Source organism: Pseudomonas sp. RC2C2 (genome assembly GCF_018390435.1).
Taxonomy (GTDB): Bacteria; Pseudomonadota; Gammaproteobacteria; order Pseudomonadales; family Pseudomonadaceae; genus Aquipseudomonas; species Aquipseudomonas donghuensis.
Map to the genome: position 1 here is coordinate 2,735,536 of NZ_JAHBAX010000001.1, position 17,726 is coordinate 2,753,261.

At 63.0% G+C, this 17,726-nt stretch carries 14 protein-coding genes; 6 read left to right on the plus strand and 8 right to left on the minus strand.

Translation table 11 applies throughout. The features are described 5' to 3' along the window. Positions 1-12 precede the first annotated feature (12 nt). The 4 genes from fba (at position 13) to KHO53_RS12680 (ending at position 4,266) form a co-directional block, all read left to right on the plus strand. Positions 13-1,077 carry a class II fructose-bisphosphate aldolase gene (gene fba / locus KHO53_RS12665; RefSeq protein WP_010221532.1) on the plus strand — a complete coding sequence of 355 codons (1,065 nt, stop codon included), beginning with the start codon at positions 13-15 and terminating at the stop codon, positions 1,075-1,077. 213 nt (positions 1,078-1,290) lie between these two features. Beyond that, positions 1,291-3,411: a putative bifunctional diguanylate cyclase/phosphodiesterase gene (locus tag KHO53_RS12670; RefSeq protein WP_100782883.1), complete on the plus strand. Its 2,121-nt coding sequence runs from the start codon at positions 1,291-1,293 to the stop codon at positions 3,409-3,411. Positions 3,412-3,451: 40 nt separating this feature from the next. Continuing rightward, a complete protein-coding gene (locus tag KHO53_RS12675; protein ID WP_010221534.1) occupies positions 3,452-3,952 on the plus strand; it encodes a M48 metallopeptidase family protein in 501 nt (166 codons plus the stop codon). Positions 3,953-3,969: 17 nt separating this feature from the next. Continuing rightward, a complete protein-coding gene (locus KHO53_RS12680) occupies positions 3,970-4,266 on the plus strand; it encodes a winged helix-turn-helix domain-containing protein (protein ID WP_010221535.1) in 297 nt (98 codons plus the stop codon). 95 nt (positions 4,267-4,361) lie between these two features. On the opposite strand, the gene KHO53_RS12685 is transcribed toward KHO53_RS12680, so the two are convergent. Next, the gene (locus tag KHO53_RS12685) at positions 4,362-4,814 is read right to left on the minus strand and encodes a GNAT family N-acetyltransferase (RefSeq protein ID WP_010221536.1); all 453 of its coding nucleotides are present in this window, start codon (positions 4,812-4,814) and stop codon (positions 4,362-4,364) included. Between the two features lie 232 nt (positions 4,815-5,046). Here KHO53_RS12685 and KHO53_RS12690 point away from each other — a divergent pair, with 232 nt between their 5' ends. Further along, positions 5,047-5,787, plus strand: coding sequence for a substrate-binding periplasmic protein (locus KHO53_RS12690; RefSeq protein WP_010221537.1), 741 nt, complete (start codon positions 5,047-5,049; stop codon positions 5,785-5,787). Here KHO53_RS12690 and yccS read toward each other — a convergent pair whose 3' ends face one another. From yccS to KHO53_RS12725, 7 genes are all read right to left on the minus strand, one after another. Beyond that, a complete protein-coding gene (gene yccS / locus KHO53_RS12695) occupies positions 5,788-7,971 on the minus strand; it encodes a YccS family putative transporter (RefSeq protein ID WP_036995465.1) in 2,184 nt (727 codons plus the stop codon). 118 nt (positions 7,972-8,089) lie between these two features. After that, positions 8,090-9,271, minus strand: coding sequence for a BaiN/RdsA family NAD(P)/FAD-dependent oxidoreductase (locus tag KHO53_RS12700; RefSeq protein ID WP_010221539.1), 1,182 nt, complete (start codon positions 9,269-9,271; stop codon positions 8,090-8,092). Positions 9,272-9,363: 92 nt separating this feature from the next. Then, positions 9,364-10,701: an ATP-dependent RNA helicase DbpA gene (gene dbpA / locus KHO53_RS12705; RefSeq protein ID WP_232531859.1), complete on the minus strand. Its 1,338-nt coding sequence runs from the start codon at positions 10,699-10,701 to the stop codon at positions 9,364-9,366. A gap of 105 nt (positions 10,702-10,806) precedes the next feature. Next, positions 10,807-12,234, minus strand: coding sequence for a multidrug transporter subunit MdtD (gene mdtD, locus KHO53_RS12710; RefSeq protein ID WP_010221541.1), 1,428 nt, complete (start codon positions 12,232-12,234; stop codon positions 10,807-10,809). A 105-nt stretch (positions 12,235-12,339) separates the two neighbouring features. Continuing rightward, the gene (locus KHO53_RS12715; protein WP_010221542.1) at positions 12,340-13,671 is read right to left on the minus strand and encodes a TldD/PmbA family protein; all 1,332 of its coding nucleotides are present in this window, start codon (positions 13,669-13,671) and stop codon (positions 12,340-12,342) included. Then, a complete protein-coding gene (locus KHO53_RS12720; RefSeq protein WP_010221543.1) occupies positions 13,671-15,113 on the minus strand; it encodes a TldD/PmbA family protein in 1,443 nt (480 codons plus the stop codon). The genes KHO53_RS12715 and KHO53_RS12720 overlap by 1 nt, the downstream gene beginning before the upstream one ends. Before the next feature lie 32 nt (positions 15,114-15,145). Continuing rightward, the gene (locus KHO53_RS12725) at positions 15,146-16,948 is read right to left on the minus strand and encodes an acyl-CoA dehydrogenase (protein WP_010221544.1); all 1,803 of its coding nucleotides are present in this window, start codon (positions 16,946-16,948) and stop codon (positions 15,146-15,148) included. Positions 16,949-17,162: 214 nt separating this feature from the next. Here KHO53_RS12725 and KHO53_RS12730 point away from each other — a divergent pair, with 214 nt between their 5' ends. Further along, a complete protein-coding gene (locus tag KHO53_RS12730) occupies positions 17,163-17,723 on the plus strand; it encodes a hypothetical protein (RefSeq protein WP_051636763.1) in 561 nt (186 codons plus the stop codon). Positions 17,724-17,726: the final 3 nt, after the last annotated feature.

Here is a 17,726-nt window from a genome sequence, read left to right on the forward strand (position 1 = left end):
GAGAGATACACAATGGCACTCATTAGCATGCGCCAGATGCTGGACCACGCCGCTGAATTCGGCTACGGCGTTCCAGCTTTCAACGTCAACAACCTCGAGCAGATGCGCGCCATCATGGAAGCCGCTGACAAGACCGACTCCCCGGTGATTGTCCAGGCCTCGGCCGGTGCCCGCAAATACGCTGGCGCGCCGTTCCTGCGCCACCTGATCCTGGCTGCCATCGAAGAATTCCCGCACATCCCGGTGTGCATGCACCAGGACCACGGCACCAGCCCTGACGTCTGCCAGCGCTCGATCCAGCTGGGTTTCAGCTCGGTCATGATGGACGGCTCGCTGGGTGAAGACGGCAAGACTCCAACCGACTACGACTACAACGTCCGCGTTACCCAGCAAACCGTGGCCATGGCTCACGCTTGCGGCGTTTCGGTTGAAGGCGAGCTGGGTTGCCTGGGTTCGCTGGAAACCGGCATGGCCGGTGAAGAAGACGGTATCGGCGCCGAAGGCGTGCTGGATCACAGCCAGATGCTGACCGATCCGGAAGAAGCCGCCGACTTCGTCAAGAAGACCCAGGTCGATGCCCTGGCCATCGCCATCGGTACCAGCCACGGTGCCTACAAGTTCACCAAGCCGCCTACCGGCGACGTGCTGGCAATCGACCGCATCAAGGAAATCCACAAGCGCATCCCCAACACCCACCTGGTGATGCACGGTTCGTCCTCAGTACCGCAAGAGTGGTTGGCGATCATCAACCAGTACGGCGGCGACATCAAGGAAACCTACGGCGTTCCGGTTGAGGAAATCGTCGAAGGCATCAAGTACGGCGTACGCAAGGTCAACATCGACACCGACCTGCGCCTGGCTTCCACCGGTGCCATGCGTCGCCTGATGGCCACCAATCCGAGCGAGTTCGACCCGCGCAAATTCTTCGGCGAAACCGTCAAGGCCATGCGCGATGTCTGCATCGCCCGTTACGAAGCCTTCGGTACCGCAGGCAACGCCTCGAAGATCAAGCCGATCTCCCTGGAAGCGATGTTCCAGCGCTACGCCAAGGGCGAGCTGGCCGCCAAGGTCAACTAAGCCTGAACAGAAAAACCCGCAGCGATGCGGGTTTTTTTGTGCCTGTGCGCCAGGGAGTCGGCGCGCATGGCCCGGATGGACAGACCGTTAGTCGGCTAACAGGCCATTCCGCGCATGATGGCAATGTGCTGACTTCAGATTTGCGGCAGCCGGGTCTAGAGTTACGCACAGATTTCAGCCGAAGTCCGGCATTGGTGCCTTAAGAGAAGCAGCATGGATTGCGCGCAACCTCAGTCACACGATAGCGGCTCAGTACTGCTGGTCGTTGATGACTACCCGGAAAACCTGATCAGCATGCGGGCCTTGCTGGCCCGCCAGGATTGGCAAGTACTTACCGCGAGCTCCGGGACGGAAGCCCTGAGCGCGTTGCTCGAACACGAAGTGGACCTGGTGCTGCTGGATGTGCAGATGCCCGGCATGGACGGTTTCGAGGTTGCCCGCTTGATGCGCGGCAGCCAACGCACGCGGTTGACGCCAATCATCTTTCTTACCGCCAACGAGCAGTCCCAGGCCGCCGTGCTCAAAGGGTATGCCAGTGGCGCAGTGGATTACCTGTTCAAACCCTTCGACCCGCAGATTCTCAAACCCAAGGTCCAGGCCTTGCTTGAGCAGCAGCGCAACCGGCGCTCGTTGCAGCGTTTGAGTCGCGACCTCGAGGCGGCGCGGGCCTTCAATGCCTCGGTGCTCAACAATGCCGCCGAAGGTATTTTGGTGGTGAATGAAAACGGTGGAATCACCTTTGCCAATCCGGCCATTTCCCAGTTGCTCGAAGCCCCTGTCGAGAAGCTGCAAGGCGCCAGCCTGCTGGATTTCGTGCAATCGCCAGGCATGACGTTGTGGAATGAGTCGGCCTTCTACCAGGCCTACCTGGACCGGCAGATTTTCCGTATCCACGATGCTTTGCTGCGCACCGCCGGTGGCCAGCCGGTGCCGGTGGCGCTGTCCTGTTCGCCGTTGACCGATGGTCAGCGGGCCATGGTGGTCACGGTGCTGGACATGTCGGTGGTGCGCAACCTGCACCAGCAACTGGAGTTCCAGGCGGTCACCGACCCCCTGACCGGCCTGCTCAACCGTCGTGGCTTCTATCAGGCCGCCGAAAGTGCGCTGGTACGCAACGAACGCAGCGACAAGGCCCAGGCCCTGATGTACCTGGACCTGGATGGATTCAAGCGGATCAATGATTTTCTCGGCCATGAGGCGGGCGACCGGGTGCTGCATTGGGTGGCCGAGCAGCTCAAGGATTGCCTGGGGGCCAGCGCGATTCTCGCGCGCATGGGCGGCGATGAGTTCACGGCGCTGTTCGATGCACTTGAATACCCGGAGCAGGCTGCGCGATTTGCCGAGCGGGTGATCGAGCGCATGTCGATCTGCCAGCAGATCGACGGCATGGAAGTGACCCTGGGCGTGAGCATCGGTATTGCCACCTACCCCGATTGTGGCGCCAACCTCGACGGCCTGCTGCGTGCGGCCGATGCCGCGATGTATGCGGCCAAGCAGGCTGGGCGCCAGCAATATCGCTATTACGACCAGGACCTTAACGGCCGGGCACGTTCACGGCTGATGCTCGAGGACTCGGTGCGCGGCGCCATTGAGAACGAGGACTTCAGCCTGGTCTACCAGCCTCAGGTCGCCTTTGCCGACGGACGCCTGCGCGGCTTCGAGGCGTTGTTGCGTTGGCAGCACCCCAGCGTTGGCGATGTACCGCCGGGGCTGTTCCTGCCCTTGCTGGAGGAGGCGCGGTTGATTTCGCGCCTGGCCAGCTGGATCTATGCCCAGGGTGCAGCGCAACGGCATGACTGGCAGGATTGCTTCGATCCAGCCTTGGTGCTGGGGATCAGCCTCAGTCGCGTGCAGTTTGCCATGCCCAACCTGGTCGAGGAGCTCGGGCGGGTGATTGGCAGCCAGGGCCTGGAGCCGGCGCAGCTGGAGGTCGAGATTGCCGAGACCTCGCTGATGGTCAACAACGAGGTGGCCTTGAAGCAGTTGCACAAGCTCAGGGAGCTAGGCGTACGCGTTGCCCTCGACGATTTCGGTGCCGGCGATTGTTCGTTGCGCATGCTGCGCGATCTACCGATCGACACCCTCAAGCTTGACCGCCATTTGGTCGCACGTCTGCCCGGGTCGCAAGCGGACGCGGCGCTGGTGCGTTGCGTGATTGACCTGTGCCGGCAGTACCGTATCAGCGTGATCGCCGAAGGCGTCGAAACCCGCGAGCAGGCGCATTGGTTGCAAGCCAATGGTTGCGAATATGTGCAAGGCTTCTTGGTGGCGCGGCCCATGACTCCTGGTGACGCCGGGGCGTTTCCGGGCTTTTTTGACTGGCAAGGGGTGTAGTTGGGTACACTGGGCGCTTTTATCGTCAGCCGTTTTGACCATGACTGTGCTCAAGTACCTGCAAGCCTATCCGCCCGCCCTGCAAGACCAGGTTCGCCAGTTGATTGCCAGCAATCGCCTGGGCGATTACCTGCAGCAGCGCTATCCGGACAAGCACGCGGTGCAGAGCGACAAGGCGCTATACGCCTACACCCAGGCGCTCAAGCAGGAGCACCTGCGCAACGCGCCGAACCTTGACAAGGTGTTGTTCGATAACCGCCTGGACCTCACCCACCGGGCACTCGGCCTGCACACCGCTGTGTCGCGGGTACAGGGTGGCAAATTGAAGGCCAAGAAGGAAATCCGCATCGCCTCGTTGTTCAAGGAGGCGGCGCCGCAGTTCCTGAAGATGATCGTGGTGCATGAGCTGGCGCACCTGAAAGAGTCCGATCACAACAAGGCGTTCTACCAGCTCTGCGAATACATGCAGCCGGGCTACCATCAACTGGAATTCGACCTGCGGGTTTACCTGACCTACCGCGAGCTGCCCGCCAGCCTGTAGGCCCTGAGGATTTGCCAATGGAAGTGAGCAAGACCAAGAGCAGTTTCTACCGCCGGCTGTATGTCGCCTGGCTGATCGACAGCCAGACGGCCAGCACTGTCCCGGCGTTGATGGAGGCCACCGGCATGCCGCGGCGCACCGCCCAGGACACCATTGCCGCCCTGGCTGACCTGGATATCGTCTGTGAGTTCGAGCAGCAGGCAGGGGCGCGCAATCATGCCGGGCACTACCGGATTCGTGACTGGGGAGCGATCGACAAGCAGTGGATCATCCAGCATTTGCGCGGTATTCGTGAAGTGCTGGGGTATCCCTGAGGGCCCCATCGCTGGCAAGCCAGCTCCCACAAGGTTCTGTGTGACTCCTGTGGGAGCTGGCTTGCCAGCGATGGGCTGCGCAGCAGCCCTGAATTTCAGCCGCGACGCATACCGATATGCGGGATATCGTCTTCCAGATACTCCTCTCCCGCCACCTTGAAGCCATGGCGTGCATAGTAGTCCTGCAAGTGCGCCTGGGCGGACAGGTACACCGGCACTTCTGGCCAGTATTCCTCTGCATACTTGAGCCCGTGCTCCATCAGTTCATGACCCAGTCCACGACCACGTGCCTCTGGGGCGATCAGTACCCGGCCAATGACCACGTCACCGCCCTGGGATTGCGGATCGAGTAAACGCAGGTAAGCCAGCAGATTGTCACCCTCCCAGGCCATCAGGTGGCAGGTGTCGCCCTCCAGGTCCTGGCCGTCGACCTCCTGGTAGGCGCATTTCTGTTCGACCACGAACACTTCGGTGCGCAGTCGCAGAATGGCATAGAGTTGTTCCTTGCCAATGTCGCTGTGGTGTTTGCAGATCCAGTCGATGGCCATGGGCGTCTCTCAAGCGGTTGATACCCCTGATCATGGCAGACAGCGAGGCGAGGGTCTAATTGCTCCAGGTCAACACAGGCTCGAAGTCGACCAGAATAGAGGCTATTTGATATCATTTGTCTCTGCCCGAGTGCTGCTTCTTTGTGTAACCTGCAATGGCTGATAGGCACTGAACATTCTCAAGCAGTTGAAATCAACGGCGCGAACCAGAGGTTCGCTAAAGGATTTGAGCATGCGGCCATTGCTTCGAGTCTTGGCTTTGCTGGGAATACTGCTGCTGGCGAGCACGACGGCGCAGGCCGCCACGCTGCGCCTGGTTGCTGACAGCTGGCCACCTTTCACTGACGCCAACATGGCCAACGGCGGCTTGGCCACGGCCATCGTCACCACCGCCCTGACCCGTGCCGGCTATACCAGCCAATACGAACAGGTGCCCTGGGCGCGGGCGCTGCTGGGAGTGGGGGACGGGCGCTACGATGTGCTGGTCAACGCCTGGTACAACGACGCGCGTACGCAGATTGGCCAGTTTTCCGCCAGCTACCTGACCAACCGTATCCGTCTGCTCAAGCGCAAAGGCGACGCGGTGCGCTTCAATGCCCTCAGCGACCTGTACCCGTTCCCCATTGCTGTAGTGCGCGATTACGCCTACTCGCCCGAGTTCGACAGCGACACCCATTTGCAGAAGATTCCGGTACGCAGTTTTTCCGTCGCCGTCGGCATGTTGGCCGCGGGCCGCGTGCGCCTGGCGCTGGAAGATGAGTTCGTTGCCGGTTACTACCTCAAGCGCGAACCGAAAGAGGTGCGTGAGGCGGTGGAGTTCTTTGACCAGCCCATCAGCGAGAACAGCCTGCATATCCTGGTCAGTCTGAAGAACCCCGAGCACCAGCAGATCGTCGCCGGCTTCGACCGCGCCATTGCGCAGATGAAAGCCGACGGTAGCTATGCCCGGCTGCTCAGGCAGCACGGCTTGTGATCAGGCTGTCGCGCTGTCCTTGATCAGGTGCGCGGCAAGGGTCCGTAGCGGTCCCAATTGACGGCAGATCAGCGCCAGCTGGGTTTGCACCAGGCGCTGGTTTTCGTCGAGCTCTTCGGGCATCTGCTCAAGCTCATTGGCCAGGGCCTCTTCGGCATCACTGTGAATGGCCACCGGCAGCTTGCTGGCCAGGCCTTCGGCAATCTCATCCAGGCTGTTGGCCAGGCGCGCTCCGGCACTGTCGATCAACTGCTCGCGAACCTCGGCATCCAGCGCGTTATCGCGGTGTGCACCCAGGCCCGAGAGATAGCTGAGCAGGGTGTGCGAGAGCACCAAAAAGCGAAAGCCGACATCCGCCTCCTTACGAAAATGCCCAGGCTCCATGAGCATGTTGGCCAGGGTGGTCGACAGCGCCGCATCGGCGTTGTGGGCATTGCGCCGGGCCAGGCGGTAGGCGAGGTCGTCGCTCTTGCCCTGGGCGTACTGCTGCATGATCTGGCGCAGGTAGGTGCTGTTGCAGCTCAGGGTGTTGGCCAGCACCTTGTTCAGGCGCCGTCCCTGCCAGTCCGGGAGGAACAGGAACACCGCGAGGATGGCGATCAGGCTGCCTACCAGGGTATCGAACAGGCGCGGCAGGAACAGCCCGTAGCCATCGCCGATCTGGTTGAAGCAAAACAGCACCATCAGGGTGATCGCTGCGGTCGCCAGGGTGTAGCGGGTGGTGCGGTTGACGAAGAACACCACCCCGGCGGCCACGGCGAACAGCGACTGGATGACCGGGCTCGGGAACAGGTCGAACAGCGCCCAGCCGACGGTCAGGCCGATGGCGGTGCCGATGATCCGTTGCACCAGCTTGCGCCGCGTGGCGCCGTAGTTGGGTTGGCAGACGAACAATGTGGTGAGGATGATCCAGTAGCCCTGGGTCGGGTGAATCAGGTGCACCATGCCATAGCCGATCGACAGCGCCAGCGGCAGGCGCAGGGCATGGCGGAACAGCAGCGAGGTCGGTGTCAGTTGCTGGCGCAGGCGGCTCCAGACGTCCTTGAAGTTACGCGGCGAACGGTCGAGCAGGCTGCTGTCGCTGGCATCGGCGAGGTTGTCGGGGTTGCTGGCGTCGCTGAGCAGGCGGTCGAGGGTCGCCAGGTTAGCCGCCAGTGCGCGCAGCGAACGCAGCAGGCCGCGCCAGGCCGGGTTGCTCTGGATGCGCAGGTGTTCGAGCGAGGCGTGCAGGTCTTCCAGGGCCTGGGTGAAGCTGGTGTCGTAGGTGAACGGCTGGCGCAGCTGGATGGATTCGGACAGCTGCTGACAGGCCACCCCTTGCTGGCGCAGCAGGCGCTGGCAGCGGAACAGCACATCGCTGTGGAAGAAGGCTTCAGTCAGGGCGTTGTACGGGTAGTGCGAAGAGCTGGCGCGCTCGTGGATGTCCTGGGCGAGGAAGTACAGCTTCAAATAGCGGCTGACCTTCGACCCCGGCCGGCCATTGCCAACCCGGTGCAGGATGATCTCCTTGGCCGCATTGAGCGCGGCCACCACCCGGCCATTCTGCTGCGCCAGCTCCAGGCGGCGGGCTTCGACGTCCAGTTGGCGGATCGGTTCGAACAGGGTGGCCTTGAGCTTGAGGTAGCGGCCCAGTTCGCGGAACAGCCGGGCCAGGCTCTGCTGTACCGGCTGGTTGGAGAACAGCGCCTGCCACAGCACTGAAAGCAAACCGTACCAGGCGGCCCCGGCCACCAGCAGCAGTGGCTCATGCCAGAAGTCCGTGACCTCGCCGCCACGCTGGTCGACGCCAATCATGGTGTACACCGAGAGGATCAGCGTTGCCGAGGCAATCGCCCCGTAGCGTTCACCGAGGGCGCCAAGCATGGTCAGGGCGAAGCTGGCCAGGGCCAGGGCGCAACCGAAGATGATCGGATAGGGAAACAGCAACTCCACCGACAACGCGGCGATGGTGAAACATACCAGGGTTACCGCCAGGGCATTCAGGCGCCCCTGCCAGCTGTCGTCGGTTTCAGCCAGGGCGCTGGCGATAATCCCCAGGAACAGCGGGATCAGCAGGCTCATCTCGTCCTTGTACCAGCACAGCAGCATGCTGCCGGTCAGGGCGATGAGAACGCGGATGGCATAGCTGAACTTGTCCAGGGCCCAGAGGCGGCGCAACGATTGGCTGAACGAGGAAGATGACATGTCGGGTGGGCAGGCCTTGGGCGATGATCGAAATTGAGCCAATCAGATGGCAGCGGTGTTACCGCTACCCTCTGACCAGCAAAATTTGTTCCTTGATGCGCTGATTCTACCGCGAAGGTTAGACGAACTGCGCGGCCGCGTACGCCGAGGCCCAGGCCCACTGGAAGTTGAAGCCGCCCAGGTGGCCGCTGACGTCGAGCACTTCGCCAATAAAGTACAGGCCCGGGCTTTTCAGTGATTCCATGGTTTTCGACGAGACCTCGCGGGTATCGACGCCGCCCAGGGTCACCTCGGCCGTGCGGTAGCCTTCGGTGCCGGCCGGCACCACCTGCCAGGCCCCGAGCTTGTCGCTGACCTGGGCCAGTTCCGCCGGGGTGTACTGCTTCATCGGCTTGGAGACGAACCAGTGCTCGGCCAGCAGGTTGGCCATCTTCTTGGTGAAGATCTCCCCGAGCAGGGTCTTGAGCTCGCTGTTGGGGCGCTCGGCTTGCTGCTGTTGCAGCCAGCCCAGGGCGTCATGCTCCGGCAGCAGGTTGATTTCAAGCGTGTCGCCAGCCTGCCAGAACGAAGAAATCTGCAGGATCGCCGGGCCGCTCAGGCCGCGGTGGGTGAACAGCAGGTTTTCCCGGAAGCTGCTGCCGTTGCAGCTGGCTACGCAATCCACCGAGGTCCCCGACAGTTCAGTGCAGATGGCCTTGAGCTGCGGTTCGGTGATGGTGAACGGCACCAGGCCCGCGCGGGTCGGCAGCAAGGTGTGGCCGAACTGGCGGGCTACCTGGTAGCCGAAACCGGTGGCGCCGAGGGTCGGGATCGACAGGCCGCCGGTGGCGATCACCAGTGACTGGCACTGGAACTGGCCGGCGCTGGTTTCCAGCAGGTAGCCGCTGTCGAGTTTTTCGATCTGCTCGATACGCGTATCCATGCGCAGTTCGGCGCCGGCGCTGGCGCATTCGTCCAGGAGCATGCCGAGGATGTCGCTGGACTTGTTATCGCAGAACAGCTGGCCGAGCTTCTTCTCGTGGTAGGGCACGCCGTGCTTGCCGACCATCTCGATGAAATCCCACTGGGTGTAGCGGGCCAGGGCCGACTTGCAAAAGTGCGGGTTGTGCGAGAGGAAGTTGCTCGGCTCAGTGTACATGTTGGTGAAGTTGCAACGGCCGCCGCCGGACATGAGGATCTTCTTGCCCGGCTTGTTGGCGTGGTCGAGCAACAGCACCTGGCGGCCACGTTTGGCGGCGGTCAAGGCACACATCAGGCCGGCGGCGCCAGCGCCGATGATGATCACTTCGGTGGAACGCACTGCAAAATCCTCGAGATTCGGTGGTGAAGCGATCGCGGAGCAAGCCCGCTCCTACAGGGTGTGTAGGAACGGGCTTGCCCGGCGAAAAGGTGTCAGACGATCCGTACCCGCAACGACCGCCCCTTGATCTTGCCGCTGTTGAGCCGCTGCAACGCCTGCTTGGCCACCGCCCGCTCGACAGCAACGAACGCCTGGAAGTCGAAGATGGCGATCTTGCCCACTTGGGTGCCCGGCAAGCCGGCATCACCGGTCAAGGCGCCGAGGATATCGCCAGGACGCAGTTTGTCCTTGCGCCCGGCAGCGATGCACAGGGTGCTCATGGTCGGCAGCAGCGGTGCACCATTCTGGGCCTTGAGGCTGTCGAGCTGTTCCCAGCGCAGGGCGGCCTTTTGCATGTCTTCGATGGCCTGGGCGCGATGGCCTTCGGCCGGGGCCACCAGGCTCACCGCCAGGCCTTTCTCGCCCGCCCGACCGGTACGGCCGACGCGGTGCACGTGGATCTCGGCATCGCGGGCCAGCTCGACGTTGATAACCATGTCCAGGGCATCGATATCCAGGCCGCGGGCGGCGACGTCGGTGGCCACCAGCACCGACAGGCTGCGGTTGGCGAACAGGGTCAGGACCTGGTCGCGGTCACGCTGCTCCAGGTCGCCATGCAGGGCCTGGGCGGCGATGCCCTTGGCCTGCAGGTGCTCGACCAGCTCCTGGCACTGCTGCTTGGTGAAGCAGAACGCCACGCACGACTGCGGACGGAAATGGCCGAGCAGCTTGCTCACCGCGTCCATGCGCTGGTCCGGGTTGATCTCGTAGAAGCGCTGCTCGATCTGGCTGTCGGCGTGCTGCGACTCGACCTTGACGGTCTGCGGGTCGCGCATGAAGGTCGAGGCCAACTGCTTGATGCCGGCCGGGTAGGTGGCGGAGAACAGCAGGGTCTGGCGGCGCTTCGGGGTCTGGCCGATGATGTCGGCGATGGCGTCGTAGAAGCCCATGTCGAGCATGCGGTCGGCTTCATCGAGCACCAGGGTGTTGAGGCCATCGAGCACCAGGGTGCCCTTGCTCAGGTGCTGCTGCACGCGGCCCGGGGTACCGACGATGATGTGCGCGCCGTGCTCCAGCGAAGCGATCTGCGGGCCGAGGGACACACCACCGCAGAGGGTGAGGATCTTGATGTTGTCTTCGCTGCGGGCCAGGCGGCGCAGTTCTTTGGCCACCTGGTCGGCCAGCTCGCGGGTCGGGCACAGCACCAGCGCCTGGCAACCGAAGTAGCGCGGGTTGAGCGGGTTGAGCAGGCCGATGCCGAAGGCGGCAGTCTTGCCGCTGCCGGTCTTGGCCTGGGCGATCAGGTCCATGCCCTTGAGCATCACCGGCAGGCTCTGGGCCTGGATCGGGGTCATCTGGGCGTAGCCGAGGGCGTCCAGGTTGGCCAGCATGGCGGCGGACAGCGGCAAAGTGGCGAAGACGGTGGCAATGGTGGTCACGAGACTGGCCTGCAAAACAAAATGTCGCGCAGTGTACCAGCCTCGTGGCCTTTAGCCCTAAGGCTCGATCTCCGGTTCCGGACGAGGGGCACGCCTTCCGTCCGCCCTGGACAGCTGCATGAAGATCGCTGCGGCGAACATGGCCATCAGGCCGATGGTCACGAAGGTCAGCTGGAACGCCCCGAGGGTGCTTTCTACGCCCTCGGCGCTGCCCGCTGCGGTAAAACCGCCGAGCAGGGCGCCAGCGCAGGCCACGCCGAGGCTCAGCGACAGTTGCGCGACCACCGACAGCAGGCTGTTGCCGCTGCTGGCGTTGTGGTCATCCAGATCGATCAGGGTCACGGTGTTCATTGCCGTGAATTGCATCGAGTTGACCGCGCCCAGCAAGCCCAGTTGCAACAGCAGCAGGGCGTAGGGCGTCTGCTCGTCGACCAGTCCCAGGCTGGCCAGCAGCAAGCCCAGCAGCAGGGTGTTGCCGGTGAGAATGTTGCGGTAGCCGAAACGCTCGATCAGCGGCCGGGCAATCGACTTGGCGAGCATCGCCGCAGCGGCCAGGGGGATCATGCTCATGCCGGCCTGGGACGGTGAATAGCCCAGCGCCACCTGCAGCAACAGCGGCACCAGAAACGGCAGGGCGCCACTGCCGAGACGAGCGAACAGGTTGCCGAGGATACCCACCGAGAAGGTCCGGGTGCGGAACAGTTTTGGCGAAAACAGCGGGTTGTCGACGCTGCCGGCGCGCAGCCAGTAGGCGGCCAGGCAGGCCATGCCGGCGAACAGCAACAACATCACCCGCAGGTGCGGCAAGTGCAGTTCGCCCAGGCCTTCCATGGCGATGGTGATCAGCACCATCGCCGCGCCGAACAGCACGAAGCCGATGCTGTCGAAGCGGGTGCGCTCGCTGCCGCGCAGGTCGGGGATGAACTTCCACACCGCATAACAACCGATGGCGCCAACCGGCAGGTTGAGCAGGAAGATCCAGTGCCAGCTGAGAATCTCCACCAGCCAGCCGCCCATGGTCGGGCCCAGCAACGGACCGAGCAGGCCGGGGATGGTGATGAAGCTCATGATCCGCACCAGTTCCGAACGCGGATAGGCGCGCAGCACCACCAAGCGCCCGACCGGCAACATCAATGCCCCGCCCAGGCCCTGGATCACCCGCGCCGCCACCAGCATGCCGAGGCTGCTGGCCAGGGCGCAGAGCAGCGAGCCGAGGCTGAACAGGAGGATGGCGCCGAAGAAAATGCGCTTGGTGCCGAAGCGGTCGGCAATCCAGCCCGAGGCCGGGATCAGCAGGGCCACGGTGAGCATGTAGGCGATGATTACCGACTGCATGCGCAGCGGGTCTTCGGCCAGGTCGCGGGCCATGGCCGGCAGGGCGGTGTTGAGGATGGTGCCGTCGAGCGACTGCATGAAGAAGGCGATGGCCACTACCCAGGGGATCCAGCGGGCGGTGGTCGGGTCCAGCGGGGCGCGGTTGGGCATGGGCATCTCTACAAGGTCGAGGGCCTCATCGCCGGCAAGCCGGCTCCCACAGGGACAAGTTCACACAGATCCGTGTGGGAGCTGGCTTGCCAGCGATCGGGGTTATCACAGTGTCAACGTCAGGCGTTTGACCAAGGCTCCCGGCAAATGGCTCGAACTGGTCTGCCGTTGCCCGTAGGTGCTGGTCGACAGAATCAGCTCGCGGTCTGTCGTCAACGCTTCCAGCTGCGAACCCAGCAAGCTGTAGACACTGTCGTCAAAGCGCATGGTGCTTACTGGAGCCTGAATCTCACCGTTCTCGACCCAGAAGGTGGCAAAGCGGGTCAGGCCGGTCATGCGCGCCGCAGGCAGGTCCGAGTAGTTCAGGTACCAAAGGTTGCTGATGTACAGGCCGGTGCCCAGGCGGGTGAGGATTTCACTGTGCTCCAGGTCACCTGGCGCCATGCTCAGGGCGCAAGGTGCTTCGTGACTGTCGGCACCGTTGGCCGCCAGCTCGAACTCGGCGGCGCTGCGTGCGCAGATCAGGCGATCCAGGGCCTGGCCTTTGTCGATCAGACGCAGGTCGCTGCGCAGCAAGCCTTCATCCGAGAACGACGGGCTCAGCGAACCGCTGACCTGTTCGGCAATGCTGGTCAATGGGCTCAGACTGGCATCGGCACTGTACAGGCGCTGCAGCGGGCTGTTCTTGGTGGCGATGGCCTGGGCCGAGAAGCCACCCCAGCAGAGCATGCCCATGACCTCGTCGAGCGCCGCCGGTGCCAGGTAGGCGCGGTACTGGCCGGGGGCGAGCTTTTTCAGCGGGCGGCCGAGGTAGTCAAGTTGTTCGCGGGTCTGCTGCAGGCGCACGGCGAAGGCTTCGTGGTCCCAGGTTTGCCCGGCATAGTTGGCTTTGACCGCTTCGCCGTTGCTGTGGAACAGGCTCCAGTCGAAGTTGAAGCTATTGGCCTGGTGCCAGCCAAATGCCCCGAACGAGCTGGCAAAGCCGCGGCAGATGGGGCCTGCGGCATAGATGCCGACCAGATCCAGATCACCTGCGCCTTGCTCGATCTGCGCCAGTACCTCGGCGCTGTCAGGCAGCGGTTGATCCTGCACGCTATGGCTTTGCCAGGCGCTGTCGTTGAGCTGCAGGTAAGGGTCGGGCTCGAGCAGCGGCAGGGTCTGGCGCAGCTGCTCCAAAGCCTGTTGCAAGCGCAGTTGGTCCACTTCGGCATCGTTGCCCAAGGTGAACTGCAGCTCGGCCTGGCGCCCGTCGGCGATCAGCTTGAGCACGCAACTGGCTTGCTGGACTTCACCGGCCTGGCGCACCTTGGCGTGATTGAAACGGATGAACTGCGAGTGTTCGCCGCTGTAGCTGAGGGTGAAATGCTCAGGGGCGGGTACTGCGTCACGCAGGCTGGCGACCAGGTGCTGAAAGCTTTGCAGTGGGGTGGCAGCCATCAGGCGTCTCCTCCGAATACGTCGATCTGGCTGAATACGCAGGCGGGGGAGGCGTGGCCCACCCGTACCACCTGGTTGGGCTCGCCCTTGCCGCAGTTCGGTGTACCCAATACCTGCAGGGTACTGGCGTCACCGACGGCGCTGAGGTTGCCCCAGAACTGTGCGGAGATGCCGCGGTAGTTGGGGTTCTTGACCACGCCCTTGAGCTCGCCGTTCTCGATCAACTGGCCCCATTCGCAACCGAACTGGAACTTGTTGCGCGCATCGTCGATCGACCACGAGCGGTTGGTGCGCATCAGGATGCCCTGCTCGATGCCGCCGATCAGTTGCGCCAGGGGCTTGTCGCCCGGCTCGATGTTGAGGTTGGCCATGCGGTCGATCGGCGCGCGGTTCCAGCCGCAGGCGCGGCTGTTGGCCACCCCTTCAAGGCCAGAGCGGAACTGCGACAGGGCGCCACCGAGCGGACGAACCAGCAAACCGTCCTTGATCAGGAACTGCTTGTGCGCGGCGCTGCCGTCATCGTCGTGGCTGTAGCTGGCCAGCTCCTCGCGGATCGACGGGTCGAAGGTCACGTTGAGCAGTTTCGAGCCGTATTGCAGGTTGCCGAAGTCGCTGGCTTTGACGAAGCTGGTGCCGGCGTAATTGCGCTCGTCGCCGAGGATGCGGTCCATTTCCAGCGGGTGACCGATGGATTCGTGGATCTGCAGCATCATCTGGTCGGGCATCAGCAGCAGGTCGCGCACACCGCTTGGCGTGTTCGGCGCCAGCAGCAGTTGCAGGGCCTGATCGGCGACCTTGGCTCCGGCGCCGACCAGCCCGCAACGCTCGATCACATCCAGGCCGCCCTGCTGGCCGAAGTTCTCCCGGCCCAGGGTGCGGGTCTGGCTGTCCTGGCCGTCGAAGGCAGTGGTGCTGAAGCCCGGGTAGATGAAGCGCTGAGCCTGGCGCAATTCGGCGCCGGCAGTGTTCAGGTAGATCTGTTCGATAGTGCTGATACCGAGGCTGGCGTGCCAGTTCACCAGACGACTGTCGCTCGGCACGCTGGCCGACTCCTGGGCGAGCAGGGCGTAGCACTCGGCCAGGGACGGGAAAGCTTGCTCGAGGTTGGGCGAGCAGTAGTCGGCGCGGCCTGTGGCCACCGGTTGTTCGCGCAGGTCGAGCAGGGCGCGCCCGGCGATCTGCCGGGCCAGTGCTTCAGCCTGCTCCAGAGCCCGCTGCAGGCCGGCCTGGGACAGGTCGGCAGTGGCGGCGTAGGTTTCCACGCCATTGAGGCGCACGGTCAGCATTGCGCCTTCGTCACGGCTGAGGAACGGCGGCTCGGCGATATTCTTGCGCACCGACAGGTGCTGCTGGCTCTGCTGCACATAACGCAGGGAAAAGAATTCGCCACTGCTGCGCAGGGCGGCGAAGCGCTGGCGCAGCAATGCGGTCAACTCGAACATGCGGGAACCTCCGTGTGCGCGGTGGTTCCCCCTCAGAACCACTCGTCGTGCATGCTCAGGCAGGTATCGTCACGGGCCGCGAGCAATGCCAGCTCATTATGGCAGCCCGGCACTTCCCAGGTCAGGAAATAACGCGCGGCCTGCAATTTGCCCAGGTAGAAGTCGCGATCAGCCGGGTTACCCCCGGCCAGGCCCTGTTCGGCACGCACTGCCTGCTCCAGCCAGCGCCAGCCGATCACGCAGTGGCCGAAGGCCTTGAGGTACAGCGCCGAGTTGGCCAGGGCAGCATTGACCTGACCCTGGCCCAAGTCGTCGAGCAGCCCGAGCGTCACTTCCTGCAGGCGCATGAGCAACTGCTCCAACGGTACACGCAGGCGATCCAGGCTGCTGTGCTGTTGGGCATGCTTGCAGGTGGTGGCGATCAGACGGACCAGTTGCTTGAGCCCGGCACCGCCGTTCTGCGCCAGTTTGCGCCCGAGCAGGTCCAGTGACTGGATGCCGTGGGTGCCTTCGTGAATGGGATTCAGGCGGTTGTCGCGGTAGTACTGCTCGACCGGGTACTCGCGGGTGTAGCCATGGCCACCGAGAATCTGGATGGCCAGTTCGTTGGCCTTCAGGCAGAACTCCGACGGCCATGACTTGACGATCGGCGTCAGCAGGTCGAGCAGCTCATGGGCCTGCTGGCGAAGCGTTGCGCTTTCGCCGCTCTGGCTGTCATCGAACAATCGCGCCGCGTACAGGCCCAGGTCGAAGGCGCCTTCGACATAGGCCTTCTGGGTCAGCAGCATGCGCTTGACATCGCTGTGGTTGATGATCGGCACGGCAGCAGTGGCCGGGTCCTTGTTGTCTGGCAGGCGTCCCTGCGGACGCTGGCGGGCGTACTCCAGCGAGTACAGGTAGCCGGCATAGCCGAGCATCACCGCACCCATGCCGACGCCGATGCGCGCCTCGTTCATCATCTGGAACATACAGGCCAGGCCCTGGTGCGGCTTGCCCACCAGGTAGCCGACGCACTGGCCGTTGTCGCCGAAGTTCAGCGCCGTCGAGGTGGTGCCGCGCCAGCCCATCTTGTGGAACAGCCCGGCCAGCAGCACATCGTTGCGCGGGCCCAGGCTGCCGTCGGCGTTGACCAGGAACTTGGGCACGATAAACAGCGAAATGCCCTTCACCCCGGGCGGCGCATCCGGCAATTTGGCCAGGACCATGTGCACGATGTTTTCCGACAGCGAATGGTCACCGCCGGAAATGAAGATCTTGTTGCCGCGCAGCCGATAGCTGCCATCGTCGGCCGGTTCGGCGCGGGTGCGGATATCGGCCAGGGACGAACCGGCGTGCGGCTCGGTCAGGGCCATGGTGCCGAAGAACCGGCCGTCGATCATCGGCTGCAGGAACAGGCGTTTCTGCTCGTCGCTACCAAAACTCTCGATCAGGTTGGCAGCGCCCATGGTCAGGAACGGGTAGGCCGTGGTCCCGGCGTTGGCGGCCTGGAAGTGGGCGAAGCAGGCTTGCGACAGCAGGGTCGGCAACTGCATGCCACCGGCTTCGAAGTCACGGCTGGCATTGAGAAAACCTGCTTCAAGGAAGGCATCGACCGCAGGCTTTACCTCCGGAATCAGCACCGCCTCGCCATTTTCATAGCGCGGCTCGTGCTCATCGCCCTTGCGGTTGTGCGGGGCGAAGTACTTTTCAGCGATGGATCGCGCGGTGCTCAGGGCGGCGTCGAAGGTTTCGCGGTTGTGCTCGGCAAAGCGCGGGCGTTGGGTCAGGGCCTCGGCGTCGAGCACTTCATAGAGTTCGAAGGCCAGGTTGCGGGCGCTGAGCAGGGTCTCGGACATGGCGGCATTCCTGTCTGGGGATGGGCCGAGTCTAGGGTGCAGGCAGGGATCAGGACAGGTTAATAGGTACAGGTGATGACGGGGCATGAGCGAGCGGCGGCGCTCGGCTTAGGACCGGTCGTACTTCTGGTTAGGATCGGTATGGCAGATTTCAACAGCCTCAAACCGGTTAGATGTCGACTCATTCTCTGTTCCTCTGAGTCGGTATTTGTCGATGTCGTCAGAAACAACTTCCGGGGTCAACGATCATCCTCAGTTCTTTGTGGTGTCGCCCAAAAAACTGGCCATCATGAGTTTCTTCACCTTTGGCCTGTATTGGTGGTTCTGTTTTCACCGAAGCTGGGTCTTGTACCGAAAAGTTACAGGCGAGCCTGTCTTGCCATTGGTCCGCGCCTTGTTCCCGATCATTTTCCTGTATCCGCTGATGAGGCGGATCGATGCGCGGATTCGCCAATCAAGGCTTGAGTACCGATGGTCACCATTGGTCCTGACATTGCTTTACCTGATTGGCGTGGGTCCTTTGCTGTTGTTGGACCAGGGCGCCTGGGAACATTTCTTTCATATCGCCACGATGCTCCTGCTGACTTCACATGGAGTATTCATCTGGGTGATTGTCAGAATTCAGTGCGCCATCAACTTCAGTGAAGGAGATGAGCAGGGGTTGGCCAATGCAAGGCTGTCGTTGATTAACTGGATTTGGATGCTCTGGGGGCTATTGTTTTGGCCGTCGTTGGTGTTGCTTGCTGTAGGTTCGCTGATGATAGGTTTTTATTGAGCC

Excerpts from the sequence above, each read along its gene's own strand:
- fba (WP_010221532.1), top strand. The coding sequence starts at position 13 with ATGGCACTCATTAGCATGCGCCAGATGCTGGACCACGCCGCTGAATTC.
- KHO53_RS12670 (WP_100782883.1), top strand. The coding sequence starts at position 1,291 with ATGGATTGCGCGCAACCTCAGTCACACGATAGCGGCTCAGTACTGCTG.
- KHO53_RS12675 (WP_010221534.1), top strand. The coding sequence starts at position 3,452 with ATGACTGTGCTCAAGTACCTGCAAGCCTATCCGCCCGCCCTGCAAGAC.
- KHO53_RS12680 (WP_010221535.1), top strand. The coding sequence starts at position 3,970 with ATGGAAGTGAGCAAGACCAAGAGCAGTTTCTACCGCCGGCTGTATGTC.
- KHO53_RS12685 (WP_010221536.1), bottom strand. The coding sequence starts at position 4,814 with ATGGCCATCGACTGGATCTGCAAACACCACAGCGACATTGGCAAGGAA.
- KHO53_RS12690 (WP_010221537.1), top strand. The coding sequence starts at position 5,047 with ATGCGGCCATTGCTTCGAGTCTTGGCTTTGCTGGGAATACTGCTGCTG.
- yccS (WP_036995465.1), bottom strand. The coding sequence starts at position 7,971 with ATGTCATCTTCCTCGTTCAGCCAATCGTTGCGCCGCCTCTGGGCCCTG.
- dbpA (WP_232531859.1), bottom strand. The coding sequence starts at position 10,701 with ATGCTGGCCAACCTGGACGCCCTCGGCTACGCCCAGATGACCCCGATC.
- mdtD (WP_010221541.1), bottom strand. The coding sequence starts at position 12,234 with ATGCCCAACCGCGCCCCGCTGGACCCGACCACCGCCCGCTGGATCCCC.
- KHO53_RS12715 (WP_010221542.1), bottom strand. The coding sequence starts at position 13,671 with ATGGCTGCCACCCCACTGCAAAGCTTTCAGCACCTGGTCGCCAGCCTG.
- KHO53_RS12720 (WP_010221543.1), bottom strand. The coding sequence starts at position 15,113 with ATGTTCGAGTTGACCGCATTGCTGCGCCAGCGCTTCGCCGCCCTGCGC.
- KHO53_RS12725 (WP_010221544.1), bottom strand. The coding sequence starts at position 16,948 with ATGTCCGAGACCCTGCTCAGCGCCCGCAACCTGGCCTTCGAACTCTAT.
- KHO53_RS12730 (WP_051636763.1), top strand. The coding sequence starts at position 17,163 with ATGTCGTCAGAAACAACTTCCGGGGTCAACGATCATCCTCAGTTCTTT.